Consider the following 22641-nt stretch of genomic DNA (forward strand, 5'->3'; position numbering starts at 1 on the left):
AGTGAGGGGCGCAGGGCGCCTTGGTTCCCGGGTTCCGGGGTGATCGTTGTCACGGCTGGTTCCTGGTGTTTCCGAGGTGCTGATCAGGGCTTGTAGTCGACGGGCAGGTTGGCGGGCTGCGCCCCGGTCGGCGGCACCTGCAGCGTCTTCAGCGCGAACTCCATCACCTGCTTGTAGATGGGACCGCAGATCTGGCCGCCGTAGTAGCTGCCGGAGGTGGCGTTCTGGATGGCGCAGTAGACGGTGATGCGGGGGTTGTCCGCGGGCGCGAAGCCGGCGAACGACGAGGTGTATCCGTGGTACCTGCCGGTGGCCGGATCCACACGGTTGGCCGTGCCGGTCTTGCCCGCGACCCGGTAGCCGGGGATGCGGGCCTTGATGCCGGTGCCCTGCTCGTCGTCCACGACGGACTCCAGCATCTGGGCGAGGGAGGCGGCGGTCTTCTGGCTGACGACCCTGGTCTTCCTGGGCTTGGGCGCGGGGGTGAAGCGACCGTCGGGACCCTTGGTGCCGCGCACCAGGGTCGGCTGGATCCGGACCCCGCCGTTGGCGATGGTCGAGTACACGGAGGCGGCCTGCAGGGCGTTGAGGGAGAAGCCCTGGCCGAAAGGAATCGTGTACTGCTGCGAAGTGGACCACTTCCGGTACGGCGAGAGGATGCCGGGGGTCTCGCCGGGGAAGCCGAGTCCGGTGTAGCTGCCGATGCCGAACTTGCGCAGGTAGGAGTAGAGGACCTTGTTCGCCTCGGACTGCGTTCTGCCGAGCTGGCCGGTGGCCAGGATGGTGCCGATGTTGCTGGACTTGGCGAGGACGCCGTTGAGGGTGAGGTACCAGGTGTCGTGGTCGACGTCGTCCGAGAAGAGCCGGTCGCCGCGGTGCAGCCGGTTGGGGACGACGACGTGGGTGAGCGGGGTCGCGGCGTTCTCCTCCAGCACGGCCGCCATGGACATCACCTTGGCGGTGGAGCCGGGCTCGTAGGCGTCCTGGAGGGCCGCGTTGCCCATGGCCTCCGCGTCCGCCCTGGACAGGTTGTTCGGGTCGAAGCCGGGTGCGTTGGCCATGGCCAGGACCTGGCCGGTGCGGGTGTCCTGGACGACGACGTACCCGCGGTCCGCGCCGGACTTCCTCACCTGATCGGTGATGGCGTTCTGCGCGGCCCACTGGATGTCGCGGTCGATGGTCAGCTCGACGTCGGAGCCGGGCACGGCAGGTGTCTCGTTGGACCCGGCCGTGGGCACCTCGCGCCCGCCGGACTGGGCATAGCGGATCTTGCCGTCCTTGCCCGCCAGCTGCTTGTTCATCTCCTGCTCGATACCGCCGCCGCCCTGCCCGTCGGAGTTGACCCATCCCAGTATCCCGGCGGCGAGGTCACCGTTGGGGTACACGCGCTGGCTGCTGGGGTCGGCGAAGACACCGGCCAGCACGTTGGCGGTGGTGTGGTCCGTCTCCGCCTTCTTGGCGAGCGCGCTCTTCAGGTCCTTGATCTGCTTCCAGACCTGCGGGGTCTGCCGGGTGGCGAGCCGGGTGTACCGGGAGCTGCTGTCCTTGGGCCGAAGTCTGTTCACGATCTCGGCCTGGCTCTGCCCGAGGATCGGCGAGAGCAGCGCGGCGGCCTGCTCCGGCCCGTCGTCGATCTTCAGCTGCTTCCTGCTGAACATCGTGGGGTCGGCCGTGATGTCGTAGGCGTCCTCGCTGATGGCGAGGGCCACACCGTTGCGGTCGGTGATGCCGCCGCGGTCGGCGGCCAGCGTGTGCACGACATACCGGTTCTGCTCGGCCCGCGCGGCGTACGCGCTGGCGTCGACGGCCTGCACCTGGAGCAGCCGTACGACGAAGGCGAGCAGCACCAGGGTCAGGGCCAGGCTGACCATCCGCAGCCGGGGCCGGGCGCTGCCGAGCCGGAGGGGGCGCTGGGCCGGGGGCCGTGCGCCGCTCGGCCGCCGGGCCGGACGCGCACCGGGCCCGGGCTGCCGCCGCACGGCACTCCTCGGCCGCGGCGGCTTCGCAGGCCCCGGCACACGACGGCGCGGCGCTTCCCTGTCGGACACTTCCGTCACCTGCCAGGAGTCGGGGTCGCAATGGACTGGGGGACGGCGCGCACCCGGGCCCGCGCCGGACAACAGCGCGACGCACGCGGGGCCGCACCCGAACCGCACCGGAACCGGCGACCAACCGCACCGCCACCCGGGCCGAGCGCATGCACAGGCCCCGGCACACGACGGCGCGGCGCTTCCCTGTCGGACACTTCCGTCACCTGCCGGGAGTCGGGGTGGGGATGGGCTGGAGGGCGGTGGGCGGCGGGGGCGCGGCCGCCGCCGGGGCGGAGGGTGCGGGGACGGGCTGGGGCTGTCCCTGCGCCGGTGGGGCGGAGGCGGGCGTGGACGGGGGTGTGGAAAGGGCGGCGGCCGGGGCCATGGCCTCGGGGGCGACCGGGGCGGTGAGGGCGGCGGGCCCGGGGCTCGCGACTTGCGGTACGCCCTTGACGGTGCCGTCGGGGTCGAGGAAGGCCGGGTCGCCGCCGGGGACCATGCCGAGTCGGCGGGCCCGGCGCTGGAGGGCGGCGGGGTCCGAGTAGGCGTCGATGTCCCGCTGGAGGGCCTGTTCCTCGTCGGTGAGGCTCCTCGTCTCCTTCTGCAGGGCGTCGAGTTTGAAGGAGCCCTCGCTGAGCGCGGAGTTCAGCACCAGCAGCCCGATGAGACCGCCGCCGAGCAGCAGGACGACGAGCAGGACGAACGGGGTGCGGGCGGCCCGGGCGCGGCCGGCCGGGAAGAGCCGGGCGAGCCGCGCGGCCCGCCCTCTCAGTGCGGGTTTCCTACTCACGGCTCCCCCGGTCAGTTCGGGAATCCAACCGACCCGTCCGGCTCACTCGGCGTCCTCCCTGATGCGCTCGGCGCCGCGCAGCCTGGCCGGTGCGGCCCGGCGGTTCTCGGCGACCTCTTCCTCGGTGGGAAGTTCGGCACCCCGGGTGAGCAGCTTGAGCCGCGGCTGGTAGCGCTCGGGCACGACCGGGAGCCCGGGCGGCGCGGTGGACGCGGCGCCGGCCGCGAACACCTGCTTGACCAGCCGGTCCTCGAGCGAGTGGTACGAGAGCACGGCGATGCGCCCGCCGACGTCGAGGGCCTTCACCGCAGCGGGGATCGCCCGCTCCAGGACGGACAGTTCCCCGTTGACCTCGATCCGCAGCGCCTGGAAGGTGCGCTTGGCGGGGTTGCCGCCGGTGCGCTTGGCGGCCTGCGGGAGAGCGTCCCGGATCAGCTCGACCAGCCGGGCGCTGTTGCTGAACGGCTCCTTCGCACGCTCGCGCACGATCGCGGCCACGATCCGCTTGGCCTGCTTCTCCTCGCCGTAGGCGCGCAGGATGCGCACCAGTTCACCCGCCGGATAGGTGTTGAGGACCTCGGCGGCGCTGACGCCGGTCGTCTGGTCCATCCGCATGTCCAGCGGCGCGTCCTGGGCGTAGGCGAAGCCGCGGTCGGCCTCGTCCAGCTGCATGGAGGAGACCCCGAGGTCGAACAGGACGCCCTGCACGCGCGCGATGCGCAGCCGGTGCAGGACGTCGGGCAGCTCGTCGTAGACGGCGTGCACGAGGGTGGCGCGCTCACCGAAGGGCGCCAGCCGCTCGCCGGACAGCCGCAGCGCCTCCTTGTCCCGGTCGAGGCCGATCAGCCGCGCCTCGGGGAACCGGGTCAGCAGCGCCTCGCTGTGCCCGCCGAGCCCGAGGGTGCAGTCGACGACCACCGCTCCCGGGCGCTCCAGGGCGGGCGCCAGCAGGTCCAGGCACCGCTGGAGCATCACCGGGACGTGTCGACTCTGGCTCAAGGGGGCCTCTCACTCTTCCGGCGCGATGACGCACGCACCGCCGGGTCCCCGCCAGCTCGCGAAGGGGAGGCCTGCCGGCGCCGGAAGCGTCAGCCGGACCGGGAGCGGGAGGAGGCCGAGCCGTACGTACGCGCCGCGCACGTGGGGAGACGGCCCGGGTGTGAGCCGGGGTCTCCGGGGGTTTCACCAGCAGGGAGAGCCGCGTCTCCCGCTTCGCGCCACTTTAGTCCACCGTGTCTCGCGGTCAATCAACCGGCCTGCGCGTCGCCTACCGCATCGCGGCGGGAGCCGCAATTCGACGGTGTTCACCCGTCCGGACCATGTTCGTCCCACCTGTGGGTTGGCTCACAACAAGCCGTGATGACGTTCTTTGTCCCCTATCACAGCAAGCCAGGCCCTGCCGTGACCAGTAACGTCATGACTATGACGACTTCTGCAGCAGTTCCCACTGGATCCGAAGGCGCCATACCGAATGGCGGCACCGTGACCGATCGCCTGGTGGAGGCCAACCAGCGGTACGCCGCCGAGTTCGCCGACCCGGGCATGGACGCCCGTCCCGTTCTCAAGGTCGCCGTGGTGGCGTGCATGGACGCCCGCCTCGACCTGCACAAGGCGCTCGGCCTGCAGCTCGGTGACTGTCACACCATCCGCAACGCGGGCGGTGTCGTCACCGACGACGTGATCCGCTCCCTGACCATCAGCCAGCGCGCGCTCGGCACCCGCAGCGTCGTGCTCATCCACCACACCGGCTGCGGCATGGAGTCCATCACCGAGGACTTCCGGCACGACCTGGAGATGGAGGTCGGCCAGCGCCCGGCGTGGGCGGTGGAGGCCTTCCGGGACGTCGACCAGGACGTACGCCAGTCCATGCAGCGCGTGCGCACCTCGCCGTTCCTGCTGCACACCGACGACGTGCGCGGTTTCGTCTTCGACGTGCGCACCGGTGCGCTGCGCGAGGTCGACCCGGCCTGACCGGGCACACCGGCCGGCCGCCCCGAAAGCATCCCGGCGCCCCTGTATCGAAAATGCGGTCGAAAAAGACGTAAGACCGACATCGTGCGGGCAGTTGTCCACAGGCGAGTGACACGAATCGGTAACGGCGGCAAGAATGCGGGGTGTGACATCACGCGGAACTGTTCCCGCGTGGTGTCCGTGTTTCGGGGTGGGCCGGTTTCGCAAGCAGCGTCGGCCCGGAAAGAACGGGCCGAGGAGGGCCGGGTGACGACCTATGACGATCGAGCGAGCCTCACAGATCTGACCGCCACGGTGGAACGGGTGCGCGGTTCGGTGGAAGGCGTGATCGAGGGCAAGCCCGAGGTCGTACGGCTCGCGCTGACCGTGCTGCTCGCCGAGGGCCATCTGCTGATCGAGGACGTCCCCGGGGTCGGCAAGACGATGCTGGCCAAGGCGCTGGCGCGGTCCATCGACTGCTCGGTGCGGCGTATCCAGTTCACGCCCGACCTGCTGCCCTCGGACATCACCGGGGTGTCCATCTGGGACCAGCAGCGCCGGGACTTCGAGTTCAAGCCGGGCGCCATCTTCGCGCAGATCGTGATCGGCGACGAGATCAACCGCGCCTCGCCCAAGACCCAGTCCGCGCTGCTGGAGTCCATGGAGGAGCGGCAGGTCACCATCGACGGGCAGACGTACGAACTGCCCAGTCCCTTCATGGTGGTGGCCACCCAGAACCCGGTCGAGATGGAGGGCACCTACCCGCTGCCCGAGGCCCAGCGCGACCGCTTCATGGCCCGCGTCTCCGTCGGCTATCCCAGCGTGGAGGCCGAATTGCAGATGCTCGACATCCACGGCGGAGTGAGCCCGCTGGAGGACCTGCAGCCGGTGGCGCACGCCCACGAGATCGTGAAGCTGATCGAGGCGGTGCGCACCGTACACGTCTCCGAGCCGGTCCGGCGGTACGCGGTGGAGCTGGTCGCCGCCACCCGCACCCATCCCGACCTCAGACTCGGCGCCTCCCCGCGCGCGACGCTGCACCTGCTGCGCGCGGCGAAGGCGTCCGCGGCCCTCGCCGGCCGGGAGTACGCGCTGCCGGACGACGTCCAGGCGCTCGCCGTCGCCGTTCTCGCACACCGCCTGCTGCCCACCGCGCAGGCCCAGCTGAACCGTCGTACGGCCGAGCAGGTCGTGCAGGAGATCCTCCAGCGCACCGCCGTGCCCGCGGCACCGGGACAGCAGGCACCGGGCTTCGGCGGCCTCGGCCGTGGCGTCCCGGCGTATCCCCAGCAGCCTCCGCGGAGTCTGTGATGAGCACCGGGGGGAGCGGGCAGGCGGAGGCCGGCCGCGGGGAGACGGGCGGCGTCCGTACGGCCCTGGCGGGTCTGACGACCCGTGGCCGTTCCTTCCTGGCGGCCGGGATCGCGGCCGCGATCTGCGCGTACGTCCTGGGCCAGAGCGATCTGCTGCGGGTCGGCCTGCTGCTGGCCGCGCTGCCGCTGATCTGCGCGACCGTGGTGTACCGCACGCGCTACCGGGTGGCCGGCACCCGCCGGCTCGCCCCCGGGCGGGTACCGGCGGGCAGCGAGGCCCGGGTGCATCTGCGGATGGACAACGTCTCCCGGCTGCCCACCGGCCTGCTGATGCTCCAGGACCGGGTGCCGTACGTCCTCGGACCGCGGCCCCGTTTCGTGCTGGACCGGGTGGAGCCGGGCGGTCACCGCGAGGTGTCCTACCGGGTCCGCTCCGACCTGCGCGGCCGGTACCCGCTGGGCCCGCTCCAGCTGCGCCTGACGGACCCCTTCGGGATGTGCGAACTGACCCGCTCCTTCTCGGCGTACGACACCCTGACCGTCATCCCTCGCGTGGAACCGCTCGCCCCGGTCCGCTTCAGCGGCGAGGCCCAGGGGTACGGCGACGGGCGGCAGCGCTCGCTGGCCCTCGCGGGCGAGGACGACGTGATCCCGCGCGGCTACCGCTACGGCGACGATCTGCGCCGGGTGCACTGGCGGTCCACCGCGCGCTACGGCGAGCTGATGGTGCGCCGCGAGGAGCAGCCCCGGCGCTCGCGGTGCACCGTGCTGCTGGACACCCGGGGCGGTGCCTACGAGGGCGCGGGCCCCGACTCGGCCTTCGAGTGGGCCGTCTCCGGTGCCGCCTCGGTGCTGGTGCACATGCTCGAACGGGGCTTTTCGGTACGGCTGCTGACCGACAGCGGCAGCGTGGTGCCCGGCGAGGGCGCCGACGGGTTCGCGGGGACCGGCCAGGAGACCGCGGAGGCGGCCGGGCTGATGATGGACACCCTCGCGGTGATCGACCACTCCGCCGGCACGGGCCTGTCCCGGGCCTACGACGTGCTGCGCGGCGGCAACGAGGGCCTGTTGGTCGCCTTCCTGGGCGATCTGGACGAGGAGCAGGCCGCGACGGTCGCCAAGATGAGCCGCCGCAGCGGCGGTGCGGTCGCCTTCGTGCTGGACCCGGACACCTGGGTGCGCGAGTCGACCGACGTGCCGGGCCCGGACGACCCGCACACCGAGCGGCTGCGCATGCTGCGCGAGGCGGGCTGGACGGCACTGAGCGTGCCGCGCGGCGCCGCGCTGAACGGACTGTGGCAGGGGGCGGACCGGGAGCGCTCCGGTCTGGCCGCCGTGAGCGGGGAGGCGAGGGCATGAGCGGGCGGGCACGACTGGCGCTGTGTGCGGCCGCGGCCACGCTGATGGCCTCCTGCTCGCTGCTGCCCCTGGTGGCCGAGCCGACCTGGCTGCTGCAGCTGGTGCCGCTGGTGGCCGTGCAGACCGGGGTGGGTGCGGCGGCCCGCCGGGTGCCGCTGGGCCGGCCGCTGACCGTGGCGGCGCAGGCGCTGGCCACGCTGGTGCTGCTGACCCTGGTCTTCGCACGGCAGCACGCGGTCATCGGGCTGCTCCCCGGCCCGGACGCCTTCCGGCACTTCGCCGACCTGCTCCAGCAGGGCTCCGACGACGTCAACGAGTACGCGATACCGGCGCCGCTCACCGACGGCATCAAGCTGATGCTGATCGGCGGCGCCCTGCTGATCGGCCTGCTCGTGGACACGCTCGCGGTGACCTTCCGCAGCGCGGCCCCGGCCGGGCTGCCGCTGCTCGCGCTGTACTCGGTGGCCGCCGGGCTGTCCCATGGCGGGGCCGACTGGCTGTGGTTCCTGGTGGCGGCGGCCGGCTATCTGATGCTGCTGCTCGCGGAGGGCCGGGACCGGCTGGCCCAGTGGGGCCGGGTCTTCGGCGGCGCTCCCCGTTCTCCGGGCTCCCCCGAGGCCGGCGCGGTGGCCCCGGTGCGCACGGGACGCCGGATCGGCGCGGTCGCGCTGGGTGTGGCCCTGATGGTCCCGCTGGTCCTGCCCGCGATGCAGGGCGGCCTGCTCGACGCCGCCGGCACGGGCGTGGGGGTGGGCAGCGGCCGGGGAACCGGGGGCGGCGCGGTCAACCTGCTGGTGGCGCTGCGCGACAACCTGAACACGGACAACGACCGCCAGGTGCTGTCCCTGAAGACCAGCAGCAACGACACCTCGGGCCTGTATCTGCGGATCGCCTCCCTGGACGACTTCGACGGCACCACCTGGAAGCCGGCCCAGCGGCACGTCGTCGGGGTACCGGACCGCTTCCCCACACCGATCGGCCTCGGCGCGGACGTCAAGCGCAGCACGGTGACGACCATGGTCACGGCGGCGGACTGGTACGCCCAGGACTGGCTGCCGATGCCGTACCCGCCGAGCGGGGTGAAGATCGGCGGACGCTGGCGCTACGAGCCGGTCGGCATGGCCGTGGTCGGCGACCACGGCCAGACCACGCGCGGGGCGGCGTACCAGGTGACCAGCCTGGATGTGCAGCCGACCGCGGCGCAGCTGTCCTCCGCGCCGGAGCCGCCCGCGGTCCTCAAGCGGGAGTACACCCAGGTGCCGACCACGCTGCCGAAGGTGGTCGCGAAGACCGCCAAGGAGATCACGGCGGGCGCGAGGAGCCACTACGAGGAAGCGGTCAAGCTCCAGGACTACTTCGCCGTCACCGGCGGCTTCCAGTACGACACCCAGGTGGAGGTCGGCCGCGGCCCGGGGGCCATCGCGAACTTCCTGAAGAAGAAGGAGGGCTTCTGCGTCCACTTCTCCTTCGCCATGGCGGCGATGGCCCGCACCCTCGGCATCCCGGCCCGGGTCGCGGTGGGCTTCGCGCCGGGCACCCCGCAGGCGGACGGCACCATCGCGGTGAGCCAGAAGGACGCGCACGCCTGGCCCGAGCTGTACTTCGAGGGCGCCGGCTGGACCCGCTTCGAGCCCACCCCGACCCGCGGTACGACGCCGTCGTACACCCAGTCGGACACGCCCGGCACCTCGCTGCCGGACCAGGACCTGCCCTCGCACCACTCGTCCACGGCGCCCTCGGCGGCGCCCTCGGCGAGCGAGAGCTGCACGCCCCAGCTGATCAAGCTGCAGGGCTGCGACACCGCGTCCGCCGCGGCGGCCCCGAGCAGCGGCGGCGCCGGGTCGGGCCCGGGGTGGTATCTGCTGATCGGCCTGGCCGCGCTGGTGGTGCTGGCGGTGCCGTGCTCACCGCTGCTGTGGCGGCTGCGGGTGCGGTCGGTGCGGCTGGGCGGGCACGCCCGGTCCGAGCAGGGCGCGGCGGCGCACACCCTGGCCGCCTGGCAGGAGCTGACCGACAGCGCCTGGGATCACGGCATCCCGCCGGACGAGTCACTGACCCCGCGCAGGGCGGCCGACCGGATCGTCCGGCTCGGGCAGCTGGACCCGGCGGCCGGTGCCGCGGTGCACCGGGTCGCGGACGCGGTGGAGCAGGTGCTGTACGCTCCCCGGCCGCGCCCCGCGGCAGGCGCGGCCGAGGACGTGCGCCGGGTGATCGAGGGGCTGCGCGGCAGGGCCGGCACCGGCGGACGGCTGCGGGCCCTGTTCCTGCCCCGCTCGTCGGTGCGGGTGGTGTGGGCGGTGGCGGCCAGGTGGGCATCGCTCCGGTCACGGGCGGCGGCCAGGCCCCACCTGCGCCGGCCGTCGCAACAGCAGGGCTGAGACGACGTCGAGGGGCGACCACCGGTGGTGGTCGCCCCTCGATCTCGTCTGTCTGCGGGTGTCTGCCGGCGGCGCGGAAACCGCCGTACGGCTACCGGCCCTGTTCGTCCCGGCGGCGCTGCCAGCGCTCCTCGATGCGGTCCATCATGGAGCGCTTCGGCCGCGCCGGGCTGCGAACGGCGCCCGCGGGCTGCTCGCCCGGCTTCGGACCCTTGCGCCAGCCCGTGACGGCGAGTACGGCACAGCCCAGCATGACGAGGAAACCCACCACGCTGACCCAGATCAGCTGCGCGACCATTCCGGCCATGAGGAGCGCGATACCCACGAGGAAGCCTGCGACCGCCTGGTAGACCCGCCGCCGGGTGTACGTGCGCAGCCCGCTTCCCTCAAGCGCCGACGCGAACTTGGGATCTTCGGCGTACAGCGCTCGCTCCATCTGCTCGAGCATGCGCTGCTCGTGCTCCGAGAGCGGCACGGAGTCCTCCTCATCGTGCAGTCGCCGGGGCGACCCGGGGGGTCCCTTCAGGATAGGCAGGGAATCGCCCCCGTGAAACCCGCCCCTCTACGCCAATTGGCCAACCTGAACCGCCATGACCGTCCCGGCTCGCTGAGGCTTCCATTCCCCGGCGGCCGACCCGTCATGCCGGGTGGTGTACCTCGATCATACGGCGCAAACCCCACGATCGGGCGTCTTGTGGCGTACTCCATCCGCTGCCAAGGCCCTGATCAGCGGCGGGTCACGGCAGTCCGCTCAGGCCTGGGGCGCACCCTGCGTCTCACCGAGGACATGCAGCTGGGTGGCGACGGAGTGGAACGCGGGCAGCTCGGCCGCGGCGGCCTCCAGCTTCAGGAGCGCGTCGAGGGCGCCGGGTTCGGTGTCCACGAGGACGCCGGGGACGAGGTCGGCGAAGACCCGTACGCCGTGCACGGCACCGACCTTCAGGCCCGCGCCCTCGACCAGCGCGGTGAGCTGCTCGGCGGTGAACCGGCGGGGCATCGGGTCACCGGTGCCCCAGCGGCCGTCGGGGTCCGTCAGCGCCTGCCGGGCCTCCGTGAAGTGGCCGGCGAGGGCGCGGGCGAGCACGGCGCCGCCGAGGCCGGCGGCGAGCAGGCTGAGGACGCCCTCGGAGCGCAGTGCGGCGACCGCGTTGCGCACGCCCTCGGCCGGGTCGTCGACGTACTCCAGGACGCCATGGCACAGCACGGCGTCATGGCCACCGCGCTCGACCACGTCGAACAGCCCGTGCGCATCGCCCTGGACGCCCCGGACCCGGTCGGCGACACCGGCCTCGGCGGCCCGGCGCTCCAGTGCGAACAGCGCGTTCGGGCTGGGGTCGACCACGGTGACGCGGTGACCGAGCCGGGCTACGGGCACGGCGAAGTTGCCGCTGCCGCCGCCGGTGTCGAGAACGTCCAGCGACTCCCGTCCCGTGGCCTTGACCCGGCGGTCGAGGGCGTCCCGGAGGACCTCCCAGACCACGGCGGTACGGAGAGAGGAGCGGGGGCGGCTCGGGTCCGACACGGCAGTTGACTCCTCGGCAGGGCTCGGAAGGCTTCGGGTGACTCCACCCTATTGCCTCCGGTGCCCTGCCTGGTCACCTCGGCCGGGGACGGCCGGTGGGTCTCGCGCGGCGCTCGCGGCCCCTCGCGCCTCCGGCCGGTGGTCAGCCGGCGTCCGGAAGGTCACCGCGCGCTCTCGGGCCGTCCGGCTCACCGGTGTCCTGACGGGGCTGGGGCAGAACGGGCTGGAGGACGAGCATCCGCTCGACGATGCGCAGGAACATGCCCACGTCCCGTATCAGGTCGTCGGCGTCCCGCCGGCTCGCCGCTCCCTGGATGCCGGCCTCGGCGCGGGCACGGCGGGCGGCGCCGGAGGCGAACAGCGCGCTCCACTCGGTCAGTTCGGGGGCGATCTGGGGCAGCACTTCCCAGGCGCTGCGGATCCGGGCGCGGCGGCGCGGGGAGGTCTCGGGGCGGCCCAGGGCGGCGAGCACCGCGGCGGCGGTGCGCAGGGCGGCGAGGTGGGCCGTCGCATAGCGCTCGTTCGGTGTTTCCAGGACGGTGGCCTCGTCCAGTCCGGCGCGGGCCTGGGCGAGCAGGTCGAGGGCGGCGGGCGGGGCCGTGGCCCGGCGGAGCACGGGGTGCACGTCGCTCGCCGGGCCGGTCAGTGAGGGGGCAGGGCCGGTGGCGCGGCGCCGGCGGGCGGCGGCTGCGGACGGGCTGGCCATGACGAACCTCCTGTCGTCTGGGTGACGGCACGAATGCCGTATGTGCCCATCGTGAGGTATGGCACTGACAATCCGTTCTGACCTGGGGCTTTGCCTCGATCACAGATTCGGGCGTATTTTTGCACTGACCAGTCAGTTCAAAAACAAGGCAGGGGGGCTTGTGGACGGCATGCACGTCCGGGCCGAGGGCCTCGGGCTCAAAGGGCCGCGAGGGTGGGCCTTCCGAGGCATCACCCTCGACGCGGGACCCGGCTCACTCATCGCGATCGAGGGACCGTCCGGCTCCGGCCGCACCTGTCTGCTGCTCGCGCTCACCGGACGGATGAAGCCCACCGAGGGAGTGGCCACCGTCGGCGGATTCAAACTCCCCCGGCACATGGCCGGGTTGCGCCGCGTCAGCGCGGTCGCCAACGTGGCCGGGGTGACGGACCTGGAGCCGGCCCTGACCGTCGGCGAGCACCTGCGCGAACGGGCCCTGCTGCAGAGCCGCTTCGGCGACTCCCTGCGCGACCTGCTGCGCCCCCGCCCCCAGCGCACGCACGAGGCACGGCTGCGCGTCGACGCGGCCCTGGCCGCCGCCGGACTCGATCTCGAAACGCTGCCCAAGGGCTCCCGGACGGCCGTGCGTGACCTGGAGCGACCGCAGGAACTGCGCCTGTCCCTCGCGCTGGCCCTGCTGGGGCGGCCCGGACTGCTCGGCGTCGACGACATCGGCATGAAGCTCTCGGACGGCGAGCGCGCCGAACTGTGGGACGTGCTGCGGTCCCTCACGCGCGCGGGGACGACGGTGGCGGTCGTGTGCCGCACCGCCCCCGGTGACTGCGTCGTCGTACGGACGGGACCCGCGGACACCGAGGCGGAGGCCGGCCGGAGCGGCGAGACGCAGGGCCGGACGGACGGTGAGACGGACAGCCGGACCGACGGCGAGACGGACGCCCGCAAGAGCGGCGGGAACAGCGACCCGAAGGAGGACGTCGATGCGCTCGCCTAGGCTGGCCGCGCTTGAGCTGAGGCGCTTCGGGCGCGGGAGGCTGCCGCGCGCCGCCCTCGTCGCCCTGCTCGTGCTGCCCCTGCTCTACGGCGCCCTGTACCTGTGGTCCTTCTGGGACCCGTACGGCCGTCTGGACCGCATCCCGGTGGCCCTGGTGAACGACGACAAGGGCGCCACGGCGGGCGGGAAGAAGATCACCGCCGGTGACGACATCGTCGACGGGCTGCGCGACAGCCGCACCTTCGCATGGCACCAGGTGAGCGACGAGGAGGCCCGCCGGGGCGTCGAGGACGGCACGTACTACCTGTCGCTGACCCTGCCGGCCGACCTCAGCCGGCGGATCGCCTCCAGTTCCGGCGACTCCCCGCAGACCGGCGCCCTTCAGGTGCGCACCAACGACGCGAACAACTACATCGTCGGCCAGATCTCGCGCAGCGTCTTCAACGAGGTCCGCTCGGCCGCCTCCACGAAGACCTCGCGCACCTTCCTGGACAAGATCTTCGTCTCCTTCTCCGACATCCACGACAAGACCGTCACGGCCGCCGAGGGCGCCGACAAGCTGAACACCGGTATCGGAAAGGCGGAGAAGGGCTCCAAGGACCTCGCCGACGGGCTGAAGGACGCCAAGAGCGGCAGCGGCAAGCTGGCCACGGGCCTGAAGAAGCTCAACACGGGCGCCGGTGACCTGCAGGACGGTTCGCGGCAGGTCGCCGACGGCACGAAGGCACTCGCCGACAAGGTCAACGGTGTCTACGGCACGGCCGGCCCCTTCCTGAAGGACAACGAGAAGACCATCGGGGACACCGCCCGCCTGGTCTCCGACTCGGCCAAGACCGTCAAGGACAACCTCGACGTCCTGGTGAAACACGCCCCGGGCGCCGCGAAGCTCGCCCACGCGAACGCCGACATCCTGGACGCGATCTACAAGGCGCGCTGCGAGACCGCCGCGATACCCGACCCGAACTGCGCCGACCTCAAGCGGGCCAGGACGGCCACCGCCGAGGTGGCCACCGTCGCGGACGACCTCAACACACTCGTCGCCGACCAGGACGGCGACCTCAAGACGATGCGGGACAACCTCGGCACCCTCCAGAAGCAGGCCACGGCACTCGAACAGCGCGCGCCCCATCTGTACGAGGACGTCGACGACGCCGTCACGAAGATCAACGAGCTGAACACCGGCGCACAGAAGGTCGCCGCCGGCGCCAAGAAGCTGCACACCGGCCTCGGCACCGCCCAGACCGGCGCGACCACGCTGGACAAGGGCATCGGCACGGCCGCCTCGGGCGCGCAGACCCTGAACGGCGGCTTGTACAAGCTGTCCGACGGCTCGGACAGGCTCGCCGGCGGACTGCACGACGGCGCCGGGAAGATCCCGGACTACGACAAGAAGGACCGCGACCAGCGCACCGGCGTGATGGCCGACCCGGTCCAGCTGGCCTCCCACGACCTGCACAAGGCACCGAACTACGGCACCGGCTTCGCCCCGTACTTCATCCCGCTGTCGCTGTGGGTGGGCGCGATGGTCGCCTACATGCTGATCCCGCCGCTCAACCAGCGTGCCCTGGCGGCCGGTTCGCCGGCCTGGCGGATCGCGCTCGCGGGCTGGCTGCCGGTGGCCGCGGTGGGCGTGCTCCAGGTGGTGGCCCTGATGGCCGTACTGCACTGGGCGATCGGTCTGCAGATGCTGCGCGCGGCGGGCACGATCGGCTTCCTGTGCCTGGTCACGGGGTGCTTCGCGGCGATCGTGCAGTGGCTGAACGCCCGCTTCGGCGCGGCCGGCCGGATCCTGGTACTCGCGCTGCTGATGCTCCAGCTGACCTCGGCGGGCGGCACCTATCCGGTGCAGACCAGCCCGCGCTTCTTCAACGCGATCCACCCGTTCCTGCCGATGAGCTACATCGTGGAGGCGCTGCGCCGGCTGATCACGGGCGGCGGGCTCGGCCCGGTGTGGCAGGCGTGCGGTGTGCTCGCCGCGTTCACCGCGGGCGCGCTCGCGCTGACCGCCCTCGCGGCCCGGCAGCGCCAGGTGTGGACGCTGGACCGGCTGCACCCCGAGCTGAGTCTGTGATCGGCAAGCGGCCACCGCACGCGCGCGTACCTGTGAGAATCAGGGCCATGGAAAGCAGCAGCGCCAGGTCAGGCGGCAGCACGCGCCGCGAGGCCACCCGGCAGAAGCTCTACGAGGCGGCCGTCACGCTCATCGCCGAGCAGGGCTTCTCCGCCACCACGGTGGACGAGATCGCGGAGCGGGCCGGGGTCGCGAAAGGCACGGTCTACTACAACTTCGCGAGCAAGTCGGTCCTCTTCGAGGAGCTGCTGCGGCACGGTGTGGGCCTGCTCACCGCCTCCCTGAAGGAGGCGGCCGAGCAGACCGCGGCCGAGGGCGGCAGCAAGGTGGACGCGCTGGACGCGATGGTCCGCGCGGGCCTGGTCTTCATCGATCGCTACCCGGCCTTCACCCAGCTGTACGTGGCCGAGCTGTGGCGCACCAACCGGGCCTGGCAGTCCACGCTGATGGTGGTCCGGCAGGAGGCCGTCGCGGTCGTCGAGGGCGTGCTGCGCGAAGGCGTGGCGGCCGGCGAGTTCAGCGACGAGATCGACGTGCAGCTGACGGCGGCCGCGCTGGTCGGCATGGTCCTGGTGGCCGCGCTGGACTGGAAGTCCTTCCAGCCGGAGCGCTCGCTGGACGACGTCCACTCCGCCCTGTCCCGGCTGCTCCAGGGCCGCGTGAGCGGCAAGGGCTGAACACACGAGGAAGGCGCCGGTCCGCTGCCGGACCGGCGCCTTCGCACTCCCCGTACTCCCCCGTACGGTCTTCCCCCGATGGTCCCCCGTGGGTGGTCGTCCCCGGGTCCCCCGACTCGCTTCCGCCGACGGATCGGCGGAAGGAGCGGCCAGGTGGCGAGCCCCGTTCCGCCGCCCCGTGCCGGCGGTGCCGGGCCGCGCCCCTTGCCGTGCCTCCACTCTGCCGTTCGCCCAGGTCGCGGCCCATCCGCGCACATACTCATCTCGCGGCCTGAGTACGCATACTCAGACACCCGCACGCGACCCCACGCCCGCGGACCGGATTGTCAGTGGCGGTCGATAAAGTCGCAGGCATGGCACGGATTGCGGTGATCGGCGCCGGGATGGGCGCGATGGCGGCCGCTGCCCGGCTGGCCGTCGCGGGCCACCGGGTGGCGGTGTACGAGCGTACGGAGACGTACGGCGGCGCGGTGCGCCGGTTCGAGCGGGACGGGTTCGCCTTCGACACCGGCCCGGGACTGCTCACCCTGCCGGCCGTGTACCGCGACCTGTTCGTCAAGACCGGCAAGGAGCCGCTGGAGGACTGCGTCGAGCTGGTCCAGGTCGATCCGTCCGCGCGGCATGTCTTCGCGGACGGCACCGAGGTGTCGCTGCCGAACGCCTCGCGCGCGGGTGTGGTCGCGGCCCTGGACGAGGCGCTGGGTGCGGGCGCGGGCGAGCGCTGGGGGGCGTTCCTGGTGCGGGCCCGGGAGGCCTGGGACCGCACGCGCAGGCCGCTGCTGGAGGAGCCGCTGTGGCCGAACTGGCAGGTGCTGGCCGAGAAGGAGCCGTATCCGGCCGTCCCGCACCGGCGCCTGCTGCGCACGCGGTACGCGCGCACGCTGTCCGAGATCGGCTCCCTCGAACTGTGCGACGAGCGTCTGGCGGCTCTGCTGGAGAGCTCCGCCCTCGCCTACGGCCTCGATCCGCGGACCGTTCCGGCGAGCGCGGCCGTGCTGCCCTACATGGAGCACGCCTTCGGCACCTGGTATGTGCGCGGCGGCATCCGAGAGTTGGCGCGCGCGGTGTACGAGCGGTGCGTGCAGCGGCGGGTCGAGTTCGTCTTCGGGGCGGAGGTCGTACGGATCCTGGAGAAGGAAGGCCGTGCGGCGGGCCTGGAGTTGAGGGACGGGACGGTGGCCGAGGCGGACTTCGTGGTGGCCGGTGTCGCCCCGGACGCCCCCGGCCGGACGGTCACGGGCGCGGTCCGGCGCGCTGAGGGCGCGGTCGCGCCGCAGCGCGGGATGCCGAGTCGGCTGACCGTGCTGCTGGCGCTGCGCGGCGGGCGGCCCGAGGGTGCTGCCCACCGGACCGTGGTGCACGCGGAGGACCCGGAGAGCGAGCGGAAGCTGCTGTTCGGCAGCCCCGGGGGGATGGCGGCGCGCCCGACGGTCACGGTCCTGCGGCCCGGCGACCCGGCGCTGGTCCCGGACGCCACCCATGAGTCGGTCGTGCTGTTCTCGGCGGTCCCCGCCCGGACTCAGGGACGGGGCGGGACCGAGCGGCAGGTCTTCGACGACCACGCCGAGGACATGATCACGGCGGCGGAGCGGGCCGTGCCCGGTCTGCGGGACCGCATCCTCTGGAAGGAGGTGCGCACCCCTGCCGCCGTCGAGGAGGCCACGGGCGCGGCGGGCGGCGCGATACCGGCCCCGGCGCTCGCGGCCGGCGCCGGACGCCTGCTGCACCCGGGCAACAGCACCGACCTGGCCGGCCTCTTCACCGTCGGCGGCTGGTCGCACCCCGGCGGCGGACTGCCGCACGCGGGCATGTCCGGTGCGCTGGTGGCGGGTCTGATCGTGGAGGGGCCGGAGTTCCGCGGCTCCCAGTGAGCGGGCTCAGGTCTCAGAAACGGTACTGCTCGTCGTACCCGGCGCCGGGCTGCGGCTGCTGTGCATGGCCGTGTCCCTGGTACGGGTAGGGCTGCTCCTGCGGAAGTTCACCGCCGTAGGTCTCGTCGGTGCGCTGCTGCGGCACCCACGCGCCGCCCCCCGGGGTCTCGCCGTAGCCGCCGGCGTACGGATCCTGGGTGTAGCCCTGCTGGCCGTACTGCCCGGAGTAGCCGGTGTCGTACGAAGCGCCGTAGGGCTGGCTGCCGATGTACGGGTCGGAGTAGTTGGCGTAGGCCTGCTGTCCACCGGTGTCATAGCCGTAGCCCTGCTGGCCGTAGCCCGAGTAGTCGTAGGCGTAGCTCTGCTGCTCGGTGCCCTGGGCCTGGGTGGCGCCGGCGTAGGCGGTGTCGCCGTAGACGCCGTAGGAGCCGGTGTCCTCGGGCAGGGGCTGCGGCTCGTAGACGGCGGTGGTCTCGGCGGCGGTGGGGTCCCCGGGACGGGCGGCCGGGGTGAAGACGTCGTCGCGGTAGTCGTCGTCGTAGTCGCCGTGGCCCTGCGAGGGGACGGCCCGGCCGGGATCCCGGTCGTCGTCCGGGCCACCGGGCTCCAGGCCGGCGCCCTCCGGGTCGTACCGGTCCGCCTTGCCGCGGCGGCGCTTGCTGGCGCCGCCGGTCTCGGCCTCCGGGCGTTTGACCGCCCAGCCCGCGGCGAAGCCACGGCGGAAGGAGACCGTGACGAAGGTCTGGCCGACCGCGAAGGCGATGGCACCGACGCCGATCACGATCACGGACGGCATCAGCACGCCGACGACGACACCGAGGAAACCGGCGAACGCGAGGAGCCGCCAGCGCAGGCGTGCCTTGTACTGCAGCAGCACCTCGCCCAGCAGCCACAGTGCGACGACGCCGAACGCGATGTAGAGGACCGTCCAGCCCATGTACGCCCCTCTCCCAGTGACCGCTACGCAGTGTGTCGTATCGCGGTGCGGCCGGTCTAGGCCTGCGGGGGGTGGTGCAGGCCCAGGTTCTCGTAGATTTCCAGGGTCGCCGTGGAGTTGTTCAGCGTGATGAAGTGCAGTCCGGGCACTCCCTCGGCGAGCAGCCGAGCGCAGAACTCCGTGGCGAAGTCGATACCGATGGAGCGTACCGCCGCCGGATCGTCCTTCGCTGTGAGGATCCGCTCTTTCAGGGCGTCCGGGAAGACGGCGTTGCTGAGTCTGGGCAACCGTTCCAGCATCTTCACGCTGGTGACCGGCAGGACCTCGGGGATCACCGGGGTGTCACAGCCCGCGGCCGCCACCCGGTCGCGCAGCCTCAGATACGACTCCGGCCGGAAGAACATCTGTGTGATGGCGTAGTCGGCGCCCGCACGGCACTTGTCCACGAAGCGGGCGACGTCGGTGTCCCAGTCCGTGGAGCGGGGGTGCATCTCCGGGAACGCGGCGACGCCCACGCAGAAGTCGCCCGACTCCTTGATGAGCCGGACGAGTTCGGCGGCGTAGGTCAGGCCCCGCGGGTGCGGGATCCACTCGCCCATCGGGTCGCCGGGCGGGTCGCCGCGCACGGCGAGCATGTTGCGGATCCCGGCGTCCGCGTACTGGCCGATGATGTTGCGCAACTCGGCGATGGAGTGGTCGACCGCGGTGAGGTGGGCGACCGGGGTGAGCGTGGTGTCGGCGACGATCTGCTGGGTCTCCTTGACCGTGCCGGCGCGGGTGGAACCGCCGGCGCCGTAGGTCACGGAGACGAAGTCGGGCGCGACCGCCTCGACCCGCCGGAGCGCGCTCCACAGGTTCCGCTCGCCCTTCGGGGTTTTCGGTGCCGAGAACTCGAACGAGTACGTCGTCTTGCCGGTGGCGAGGATCTCGCGCACGGTGCGTGCGCGATCAGTCCTGGTGGATGCGGTTCCGAGGGCCATACGTGGCAGGTTAGCCAGGGCTCGGCGCTCCCCCAACCGAATGCCGGAAATTTGCCCGAATTGCCGCTCCCCTGTCCACTCCTTGGACAGAAATGTGGACAGGGACGGTGCACAGGCCGGTGCACAGCAGGCTCCGCTAGGCCTGCCGCAGCCGCTTCGCGAACTCCGCCGCGGCCGCCCCGGGGTCGTCGGCCTCGGTGATCGCGCGGACGACGACCACCCGGCGGGCGCCCGCGTCCAGCACCTGGTCGAGGTTGGACAGGTCGATGCCGCCGATCGCGAACCAGGGGCGTTCGGTGCCCAGGCCGGCGGTGTACCGGACCAGGTCGAGGCCCGGAGCGTGGCGGCCGGGCTTGGTCGGTGTGGGCCAGCAGGGGCCGGTGCAGAAGTAGTCCACGCCGTCCTGCACGGCGGCCGCGGCGGCCTCGGACTCGGCGTGCGTGGAGCGGCCGATCAGCACCTCGTCGCCGAGGACGGCGCGGGCCGCGGGGACCGGCAGGTCGCCCTGGCCGAGGTGCAGCACATCGGCGCGGGCGGCGTGCGCGACGTCCGCGCGGTCGTTCACCGCGAGGAGCTTGCCGTGCCGGGCGCAGGCGTCCGCGAAGACCTTCAGGTGCTGCAGCTCCTCGGCGGCCTCCAGGCCCTTGTCGCGCAGCTGGACGATGTCGACACCGCCGGCCAGGACCGCGTCCAGGAACTCGGGCAGGTCGCCCTGGCGCGTGCGCGCGTCCGTGCAGAGGTACAGACGGGCGTCGGCGAGCGCGGCGCGTGCGGTGTCGGACATACGTGGTCCCCCCTGATGGGTGTGCGGGCGGCCGGCGCGGGTGGCGTACGGCCATGAGGGCCGGCACGCCACCGCGCGCGCTGCGGGTCGGCTCAGACGGCGAGCGCCTGGGCCCGGCGCTTCACCTCCGTGCCGCGATTCTCGCTCAGGGCCTGCGCGGGGGTGCCGGGCAGGGTCGGGTCGGGGGTGAAGAGCCACTCGATCATCTCTTCGACCGTGAAGCCGTCGTCCCGCAGGAGCGTCAGGGTGCCGGACAGGCCCTTGACGACCTTGTCCCCGTCGATGAAGGCGGCGGGGACGTGCAGCGCGCGGTTCTCACCTCGGCGTACGGCGATGAGCTGGCCCTCCTTGACCAGCTGCCGCACGCGCGTCACCTCGACGCCGAGCTGTTCGGCGATGTCGGGGAGGGTGAGCCAGGCGGGGACGAGAGCATCGATCTTTGCGTCAATCTCGGTCACGGCACCAAGGGTAGGCGCTCCGCCGGACTGGCCGCGATCTGCTCCGCCGGTGCCGCGACGGGTCGTCCTTCGGCTGCGGCACGTCGGGGTGGCTCGCGCCCACGCGGCAACGCCGCACATCACTGGGCCCGCGCCCCTCACGGGGCGCTGTCACCAGGGCGCTGTTCAGTCAGCGGTTGCATCCTTCAGGGGCTTTCCCTGATCGGCCAGTGCCTGCGCGTCCATGGTCCGGCCCGCCTCGATCAGCCTGCGGCCCTGCGCCAGATCACGCGGTCGGCCCACGGCCAGCAGGGCTACCAGGCGGTCCTCGCGCAGCCAGCACACCGACCAGGCGGGGCCCTCGGGGTCGCCGCGCCACACCATGCGGTCGGCCGCGGCGTGGTGGCCGGCGTACTGCACGAAGCGGCCGAACTGCTCGGACCAGAAGTACGGGACCGGGTCGTAGACCGCCGGGGTCTCGCCGAGGATGTTCGCGGCGACCGTGCGGGGGCCCTGCAGGGCGTTGTCCCAGTGGTGGACGAGCAGCCGTTCGCCGTAGCGGGCAGAGGGGAAGGAGGCGCAGTCGCCGACGGCGTACACGTCCTGCACGGAGGTGCGCAGCCGGTCGTCGGCGAGGACGTCCCCGTGCGGGCCCAGTTCGATGCCGGAACCGGCAAGCCAGATGGTGGCGGGGCGGGCGCCGATGCCGACGACGACGGCGCCCGCGGGCAGCCGGGTGCCGTCGGCGAGCACAACCGCGCCGGCCTCGACGCGCTCCACGCGCGCGTGCGTGCGCAGTTCGGCGCCGGCGTCGGCGTACCAGGCGGCCATCGGGGCGGCGACCTCGGCGGGCAGGGCGCCGGCGAGCGGGCGGTCGGCTGCCTCCACGACGGTCACCGCGCAGCCGGCCTCGCGGGCGGCCGTGGCGAACTCGGCGCCGATCCAGCCGGCGCCGACGACCACGATCTCGTGCTGCCGGGCGAGCACCGGCCGCAGCCGTTCGGCATCGTCCAGGGTGCGCAGCAGGTGCACGCCGGGGACGCCCTCGGTGCCGGGCAGGCTGATCGGTTCGGCACCGGTGGCGAGGACCAGGACGTCGTACGGCACCGGGCCCTGCTCGGTGTCCAGCTCGTGTGCGGCGGGGCGCACGCCCAGTACCTCGCAGCCGAGCCGCAGCTCGACGCCGAGCGACTCGAAGTCCACGTCGAAGGCGGAGTCCTCGGCCTTGCCGAGCAGTACGGCCTTGGACAGCGGCGGCCGGTCGTACGGCTGGTGGGGTTCGGCGCCGATGAGGGTGACGGTGCCCTTGAAGCCCTGTTCGCGCAGGGCGACCGCGGTCTGCACCCCGGCCATGCCGGCGCCGACGACGACCACGCGCCGCCCCTGTGACGTGCCCTCTTGTGCTGTCTGCTGGCTCACCTGATCACCATAGACAGTGACGCAGCGTCAGTCAGCGGGCGTGCTCGGTGACCTGTTCCACAACACTCGTGCCGGAGCCCGCCCGCGACTCCCACTCCCAGGTCTCCTCCAGGCGTACCCGCCCGTCCGGCAGCTCGACGACCGTGGACACACAGTGCCCCGAGGCGGTCGTGCCGTCGGTCCTCAGCTGGACATAGCGGAAGTCCAGCCGGTCGCCCTCCCGGGTGCCGACCAGATGGCCGCGTACCACGTCGCCGCCCGCGTACTCGGCCCAGATCTCGCCAGCCTTCTCGTGGTAGGCGAACCGGGTGCGGGAGCCCACCTGACCTGGGGCTTGGTCCGCCACGGGGGCGAGGATCAGTCCGTCGAGCGACCGGGGCACGGGCAGGGGCTCCCTTACGGGTGACGAGCGGGGCGGGCTAGGGT

20 protein-coding genes are annotated in these 22641 nt (G+C 72.6%); 8 read left to right on the forward strand and 12 right to left on the reverse strand.

The window, feature by feature from the left end; all coding sequences use genetic code 11:
- Positions 1 to 83: 83 nt before the first annotated feature.
- From ACZ41I_RS22305 to rsmH, 3 genes are all read right to left on the reverse strand, one after another.
- Entirely contained in the window at positions 84 to 2048 is a 1965-nt protein-coding gene (locus ACZ41I_RS22305; RefSeq protein WP_468514874.1) for a penicillin-binding transpeptidase domain-containing protein, read from the reverse strand.
- 202 nt (positions 2049 to 2250) lie between these two features.
- Positions 2251 to 2820 (reverse strand): cell division protein FtsL, encoded by a 570-nt coding sequence (gene ftsL / locus ACZ41I_RS22310; RefSeq protein WP_468514875.1) that lies wholly within the window; start codon positions 2818 to 2820, stop codon positions 2251 to 2253.
- Positions 2821 to 2862: 42 nt separating this feature from the next.
- Entirely contained in the window at positions 2863 to 3819 is a 957-nt protein-coding gene (gene rsmH / locus ACZ41I_RS22315) for a 16S rRNA (cytosine(1402)-N(4))-methyltransferase RsmH (RefSeq protein ID WP_468514876.1), read from the reverse strand.
- Positions 3820 to 4242: 423 nt separating this feature from the next.
- Here rsmH and ACZ41I_RS22320 point away from each other — a divergent pair, with 423 nt between their 5' ends.
- From ACZ41I_RS22320 to ACZ41I_RS22335, 4 genes are all read left to right on the forward strand, one after another.
- A complete protein-coding gene (locus ACZ41I_RS22320) occupies positions 4243 to 4791 on the forward strand; it encodes a beta-class carbonic anhydrase (RefSeq protein WP_363220259.1) in 549 nt (182 codons plus the stop codon).
- A 246-nt stretch (positions 4792 to 5037) separates the two neighbouring features.
- Entirely contained in the window at positions 5038 to 6081 is a 1044-nt protein-coding gene (locus ACZ41I_RS22325) for an AAA family ATPase (protein ID WP_363220260.1), read from the forward strand.
- Positions 6081 to 7442 (forward strand): DUF58 domain-containing protein, encoded by a 1362-nt coding sequence (locus tag ACZ41I_RS22330; protein ID WP_468514877.1) that lies wholly within the window; start codon positions 6081 to 6083, stop codon positions 7440 to 7442. The genes ACZ41I_RS22325 and ACZ41I_RS22330 overlap by 1 nt, the downstream gene beginning before the upstream one ends.
- Positions 7439 to 9820 carry a transglutaminase TgpA family protein gene (locus tag ACZ41I_RS22335; protein ID WP_468514878.1) on the forward strand — a complete coding sequence of 794 codons (2382 nt, stop codon included), beginning with the start codon at positions 7439 to 7441 and terminating at the stop codon, positions 9818 to 9820. The genes ACZ41I_RS22330 and ACZ41I_RS22335 overlap by 4 nt, the downstream gene beginning before the upstream one ends.
- Positions 9821 to 9911: 91 nt before the next feature.
- On the opposite strand, the gene ACZ41I_RS22340 is transcribed toward ACZ41I_RS22335, so the two are convergent.
- The 3 genes from ACZ41I_RS22340 to ACZ41I_RS22350 all read right to left on the reverse strand — a co-directional run bounded on the left by ACZ41I_RS22340 (position 9912) and on the right by ACZ41I_RS22350 (position 12048).
- Complete coding sequence (locus tag ACZ41I_RS22340; protein WP_363219885.1) at positions 9912 to 10295, reverse strand: DUF3040 domain-containing protein; 384 nt, start codon at positions 10293 to 10295, stop codon at positions 9912 to 9914.
- Positions 10296 to 10571: 276 nt separating this feature from the next.
- Positions 10572 to 11342 carry a methyltransferase gene (locus ACZ41I_RS22345; RefSeq protein ID WP_363219884.1) on the reverse strand — a complete coding sequence of 257 codons (771 nt, stop codon included), beginning with the start codon at positions 11340 to 11342 and terminating at the stop codon, positions 10572 to 10574.
- Between the two features lie 142 nt (positions 11343 to 11484).
- Positions 11485 to 12048 carry an SAV_6107 family HEPN domain-containing protein gene (locus ACZ41I_RS22350; protein ID WP_468514879.1) on the reverse strand — a complete coding sequence of 188 codons (564 nt, stop codon included), beginning with the start codon at positions 12046 to 12048 and terminating at the stop codon, positions 11485 to 11487.
- A gap of 169 nt (positions 12049 to 12217) precedes the next feature.
- On the opposite strand from ACZ41I_RS22350, the gene ACZ41I_RS22355 reads away from it, so the two are divergent.
- The 4 genes from ACZ41I_RS22355 to ACZ41I_RS22370 all read left to right on the forward strand — a co-directional run bounded on the left by ACZ41I_RS22355 (position 12218) and on the right by ACZ41I_RS22370 (position 17658).
- Positions 12218 to 13039 (forward strand): ATP-binding cassette domain-containing protein, encoded by an 822-nt coding sequence (locus tag ACZ41I_RS22355; RefSeq protein ID WP_468514911.1) that lies wholly within the window; start codon positions 12218 to 12220, stop codon positions 13037 to 13039.
- Positions 13026 to 15110: a YhgE/Pip family protein gene (locus tag ACZ41I_RS22360; RefSeq protein WP_468514880.1), complete on the forward strand. Its 2085-nt coding sequence runs from the start codon at positions 13026 to 13028 to the stop codon at positions 15108 to 15110. Before ACZ41I_RS22355 ends, ACZ41I_RS22360 begins: the two co-directional genes overlap by 14 nt.
- Before the next feature lie 47 nt (positions 15111 to 15157).
- A complete protein-coding gene (locus ACZ41I_RS22365) occupies positions 15158 to 15787 on the forward strand; it encodes a TetR/AcrR family transcriptional regulator (RefSeq protein WP_363219880.1) in 630 nt (209 codons plus the stop codon).
- Between the two features lie 353 nt (positions 15788 to 16140).
- A complete protein-coding gene (locus ACZ41I_RS22370) occupies positions 16141 to 17658 on the forward strand; it encodes a phytoene desaturase family protein (protein ID WP_468514881.1) in 1518 nt (505 codons plus the stop codon).
- 13 nt (positions 17659 to 17671) lie between these two features.
- On the opposite strand, the gene ACZ41I_RS22375 is transcribed toward ACZ41I_RS22370, so the two are convergent.
- The 6 genes from ACZ41I_RS22375 to ACZ41I_RS22400 all read right to left on the reverse strand — a co-directional run bounded on the left by ACZ41I_RS22375 (position 17672) and on the right by ACZ41I_RS22400 (position 22597).
- Entirely contained in the window at positions 17672 to 18595 is a 924-nt protein-coding gene (locus tag ACZ41I_RS22375) for an SCO2102 family sporulation regulator (protein ID WP_468514882.1), read from the reverse strand.
- Between the two features lie 56 nt (positions 18596 to 18651).
- Complete coding sequence (metF, locus tag ACZ41I_RS22380) at positions 18652 to 19575, reverse strand: methylenetetrahydrofolate reductase [NAD(P)H] (RefSeq protein ID WP_468514883.1); 924 nt, start codon at positions 19573 to 19575, stop codon at positions 18652 to 18654.
- Positions 19576 to 19711: 136 nt separating this feature from the next.
- Positions 19712 to 20359 carry a thiamine phosphate synthase gene (thiE, locus tag ACZ41I_RS22385; protein ID WP_468514884.1) on the reverse strand — a complete coding sequence of 216 codons (648 nt, stop codon included), beginning with the start codon at positions 20357 to 20359 and terminating at the stop codon, positions 19712 to 19714.
- A gap of 92 nt (positions 20360 to 20451) precedes the next feature.
- The gene (locus ACZ41I_RS22390) at positions 20452 to 20817 is read right to left on the reverse strand and encodes an Rv2175c family DNA-binding protein (RefSeq protein ID WP_055707421.1); all 366 of its coding nucleotides are present in this window, start codon (positions 20815 to 20817) and stop codon (positions 20452 to 20454) included.
- 165 nt (positions 20818 to 20982) lie between these two features.
- Entirely contained in the window at positions 20983 to 22215 is a 1233-nt protein-coding gene (locus tag ACZ41I_RS22395; RefSeq protein WP_468514885.1) for an NAD(P)/FAD-dependent oxidoreductase, read from the reverse strand.
- 31 nt (positions 22216 to 22246) lie between these two features.
- Positions 22247 to 22597 (reverse strand): avidin-fold protein, encoded by a 351-nt coding sequence (locus ACZ41I_RS22400; protein ID WP_399769965.1) that lies wholly within the window; start codon positions 22595 to 22597, stop codon positions 22247 to 22249.
- Positions 22598 to 22641: the final 44 nt, after the last annotated feature.

Source organism: Streptomyces sp. NPDC030799 (assembly GCF_055572255.1).

Coding starts and splice junctions, on each gene's coding strand:
- ACZ41I_RS22355 (WP_468514911.1), top strand. CDS start 12,218: ATGCACGTCCGGGCCGAGGGCCTCGGGCTCAAAGGGCCGCGAGGGTGG.
- ACZ41I_RS22360 (WP_468514880.1), top strand. CDS start 13,026: ATGCGCTCGCCTAGGCTGGCCGCGCTTGAGCTGAGGCGCTTCGGGCGC.
- metF (WP_468514883.1), bottom strand. CDS start 19,575: ATGGCCCTCGGAACCGCATCCACCAGGACTGATCGCGCACGCACCGTG.
- thiE (WP_468514884.1), bottom strand. CDS start 20,359: ATGTCCGACACCGCACGCGCCGCGCTCGCCGACGCCCGTCTGTACCTC.
- ACZ41I_RS22350 (WP_468514879.1), bottom strand. CDS start 12,048: ATGGCCAGCCCGTCCGCAGCCGCCGCCCGCCGGCGCCGCGCCACCGGC.
- ACZ41I_RS22335 (WP_468514878.1), top strand. CDS start 7,439: ATGAGCGGGCGGGCACGACTGGCGCTGTGTGCGGCCGCGGCCACGCTG.
- ACZ41I_RS22320 (WP_363220259.1), top strand. CDS start 4,243: ATGACGACTTCTGCAGCAGTTCCCACTGGATCCGAAGGCGCCATACCG.
- ACZ41I_RS22330 (WP_468514877.1), top strand. CDS start 6,081: ATGAGCACCGGGGGGAGCGGGCAGGCGGAGGCCGGCCGCGGGGAGACG.
- ACZ41I_RS22375 (WP_468514882.1), bottom strand. CDS start 18,595: ATGGGCTGGACGGTCCTCTACATCGCGTTCGGCGTCGTCGCACTGTGG.
- ACZ41I_RS22370 (WP_468514881.1), top strand. CDS start 16,141: ATGGCACGGATTGCGGTGATCGGCGCCGGGATGGGCGCGATGGCGGCC.
- ACZ41I_RS22365 (WP_363219880.1), top strand. CDS start 15,158: ATGGAAAGCAGCAGCGCCAGGTCAGGCGGCAGCACGCGCCGCGAGGCC.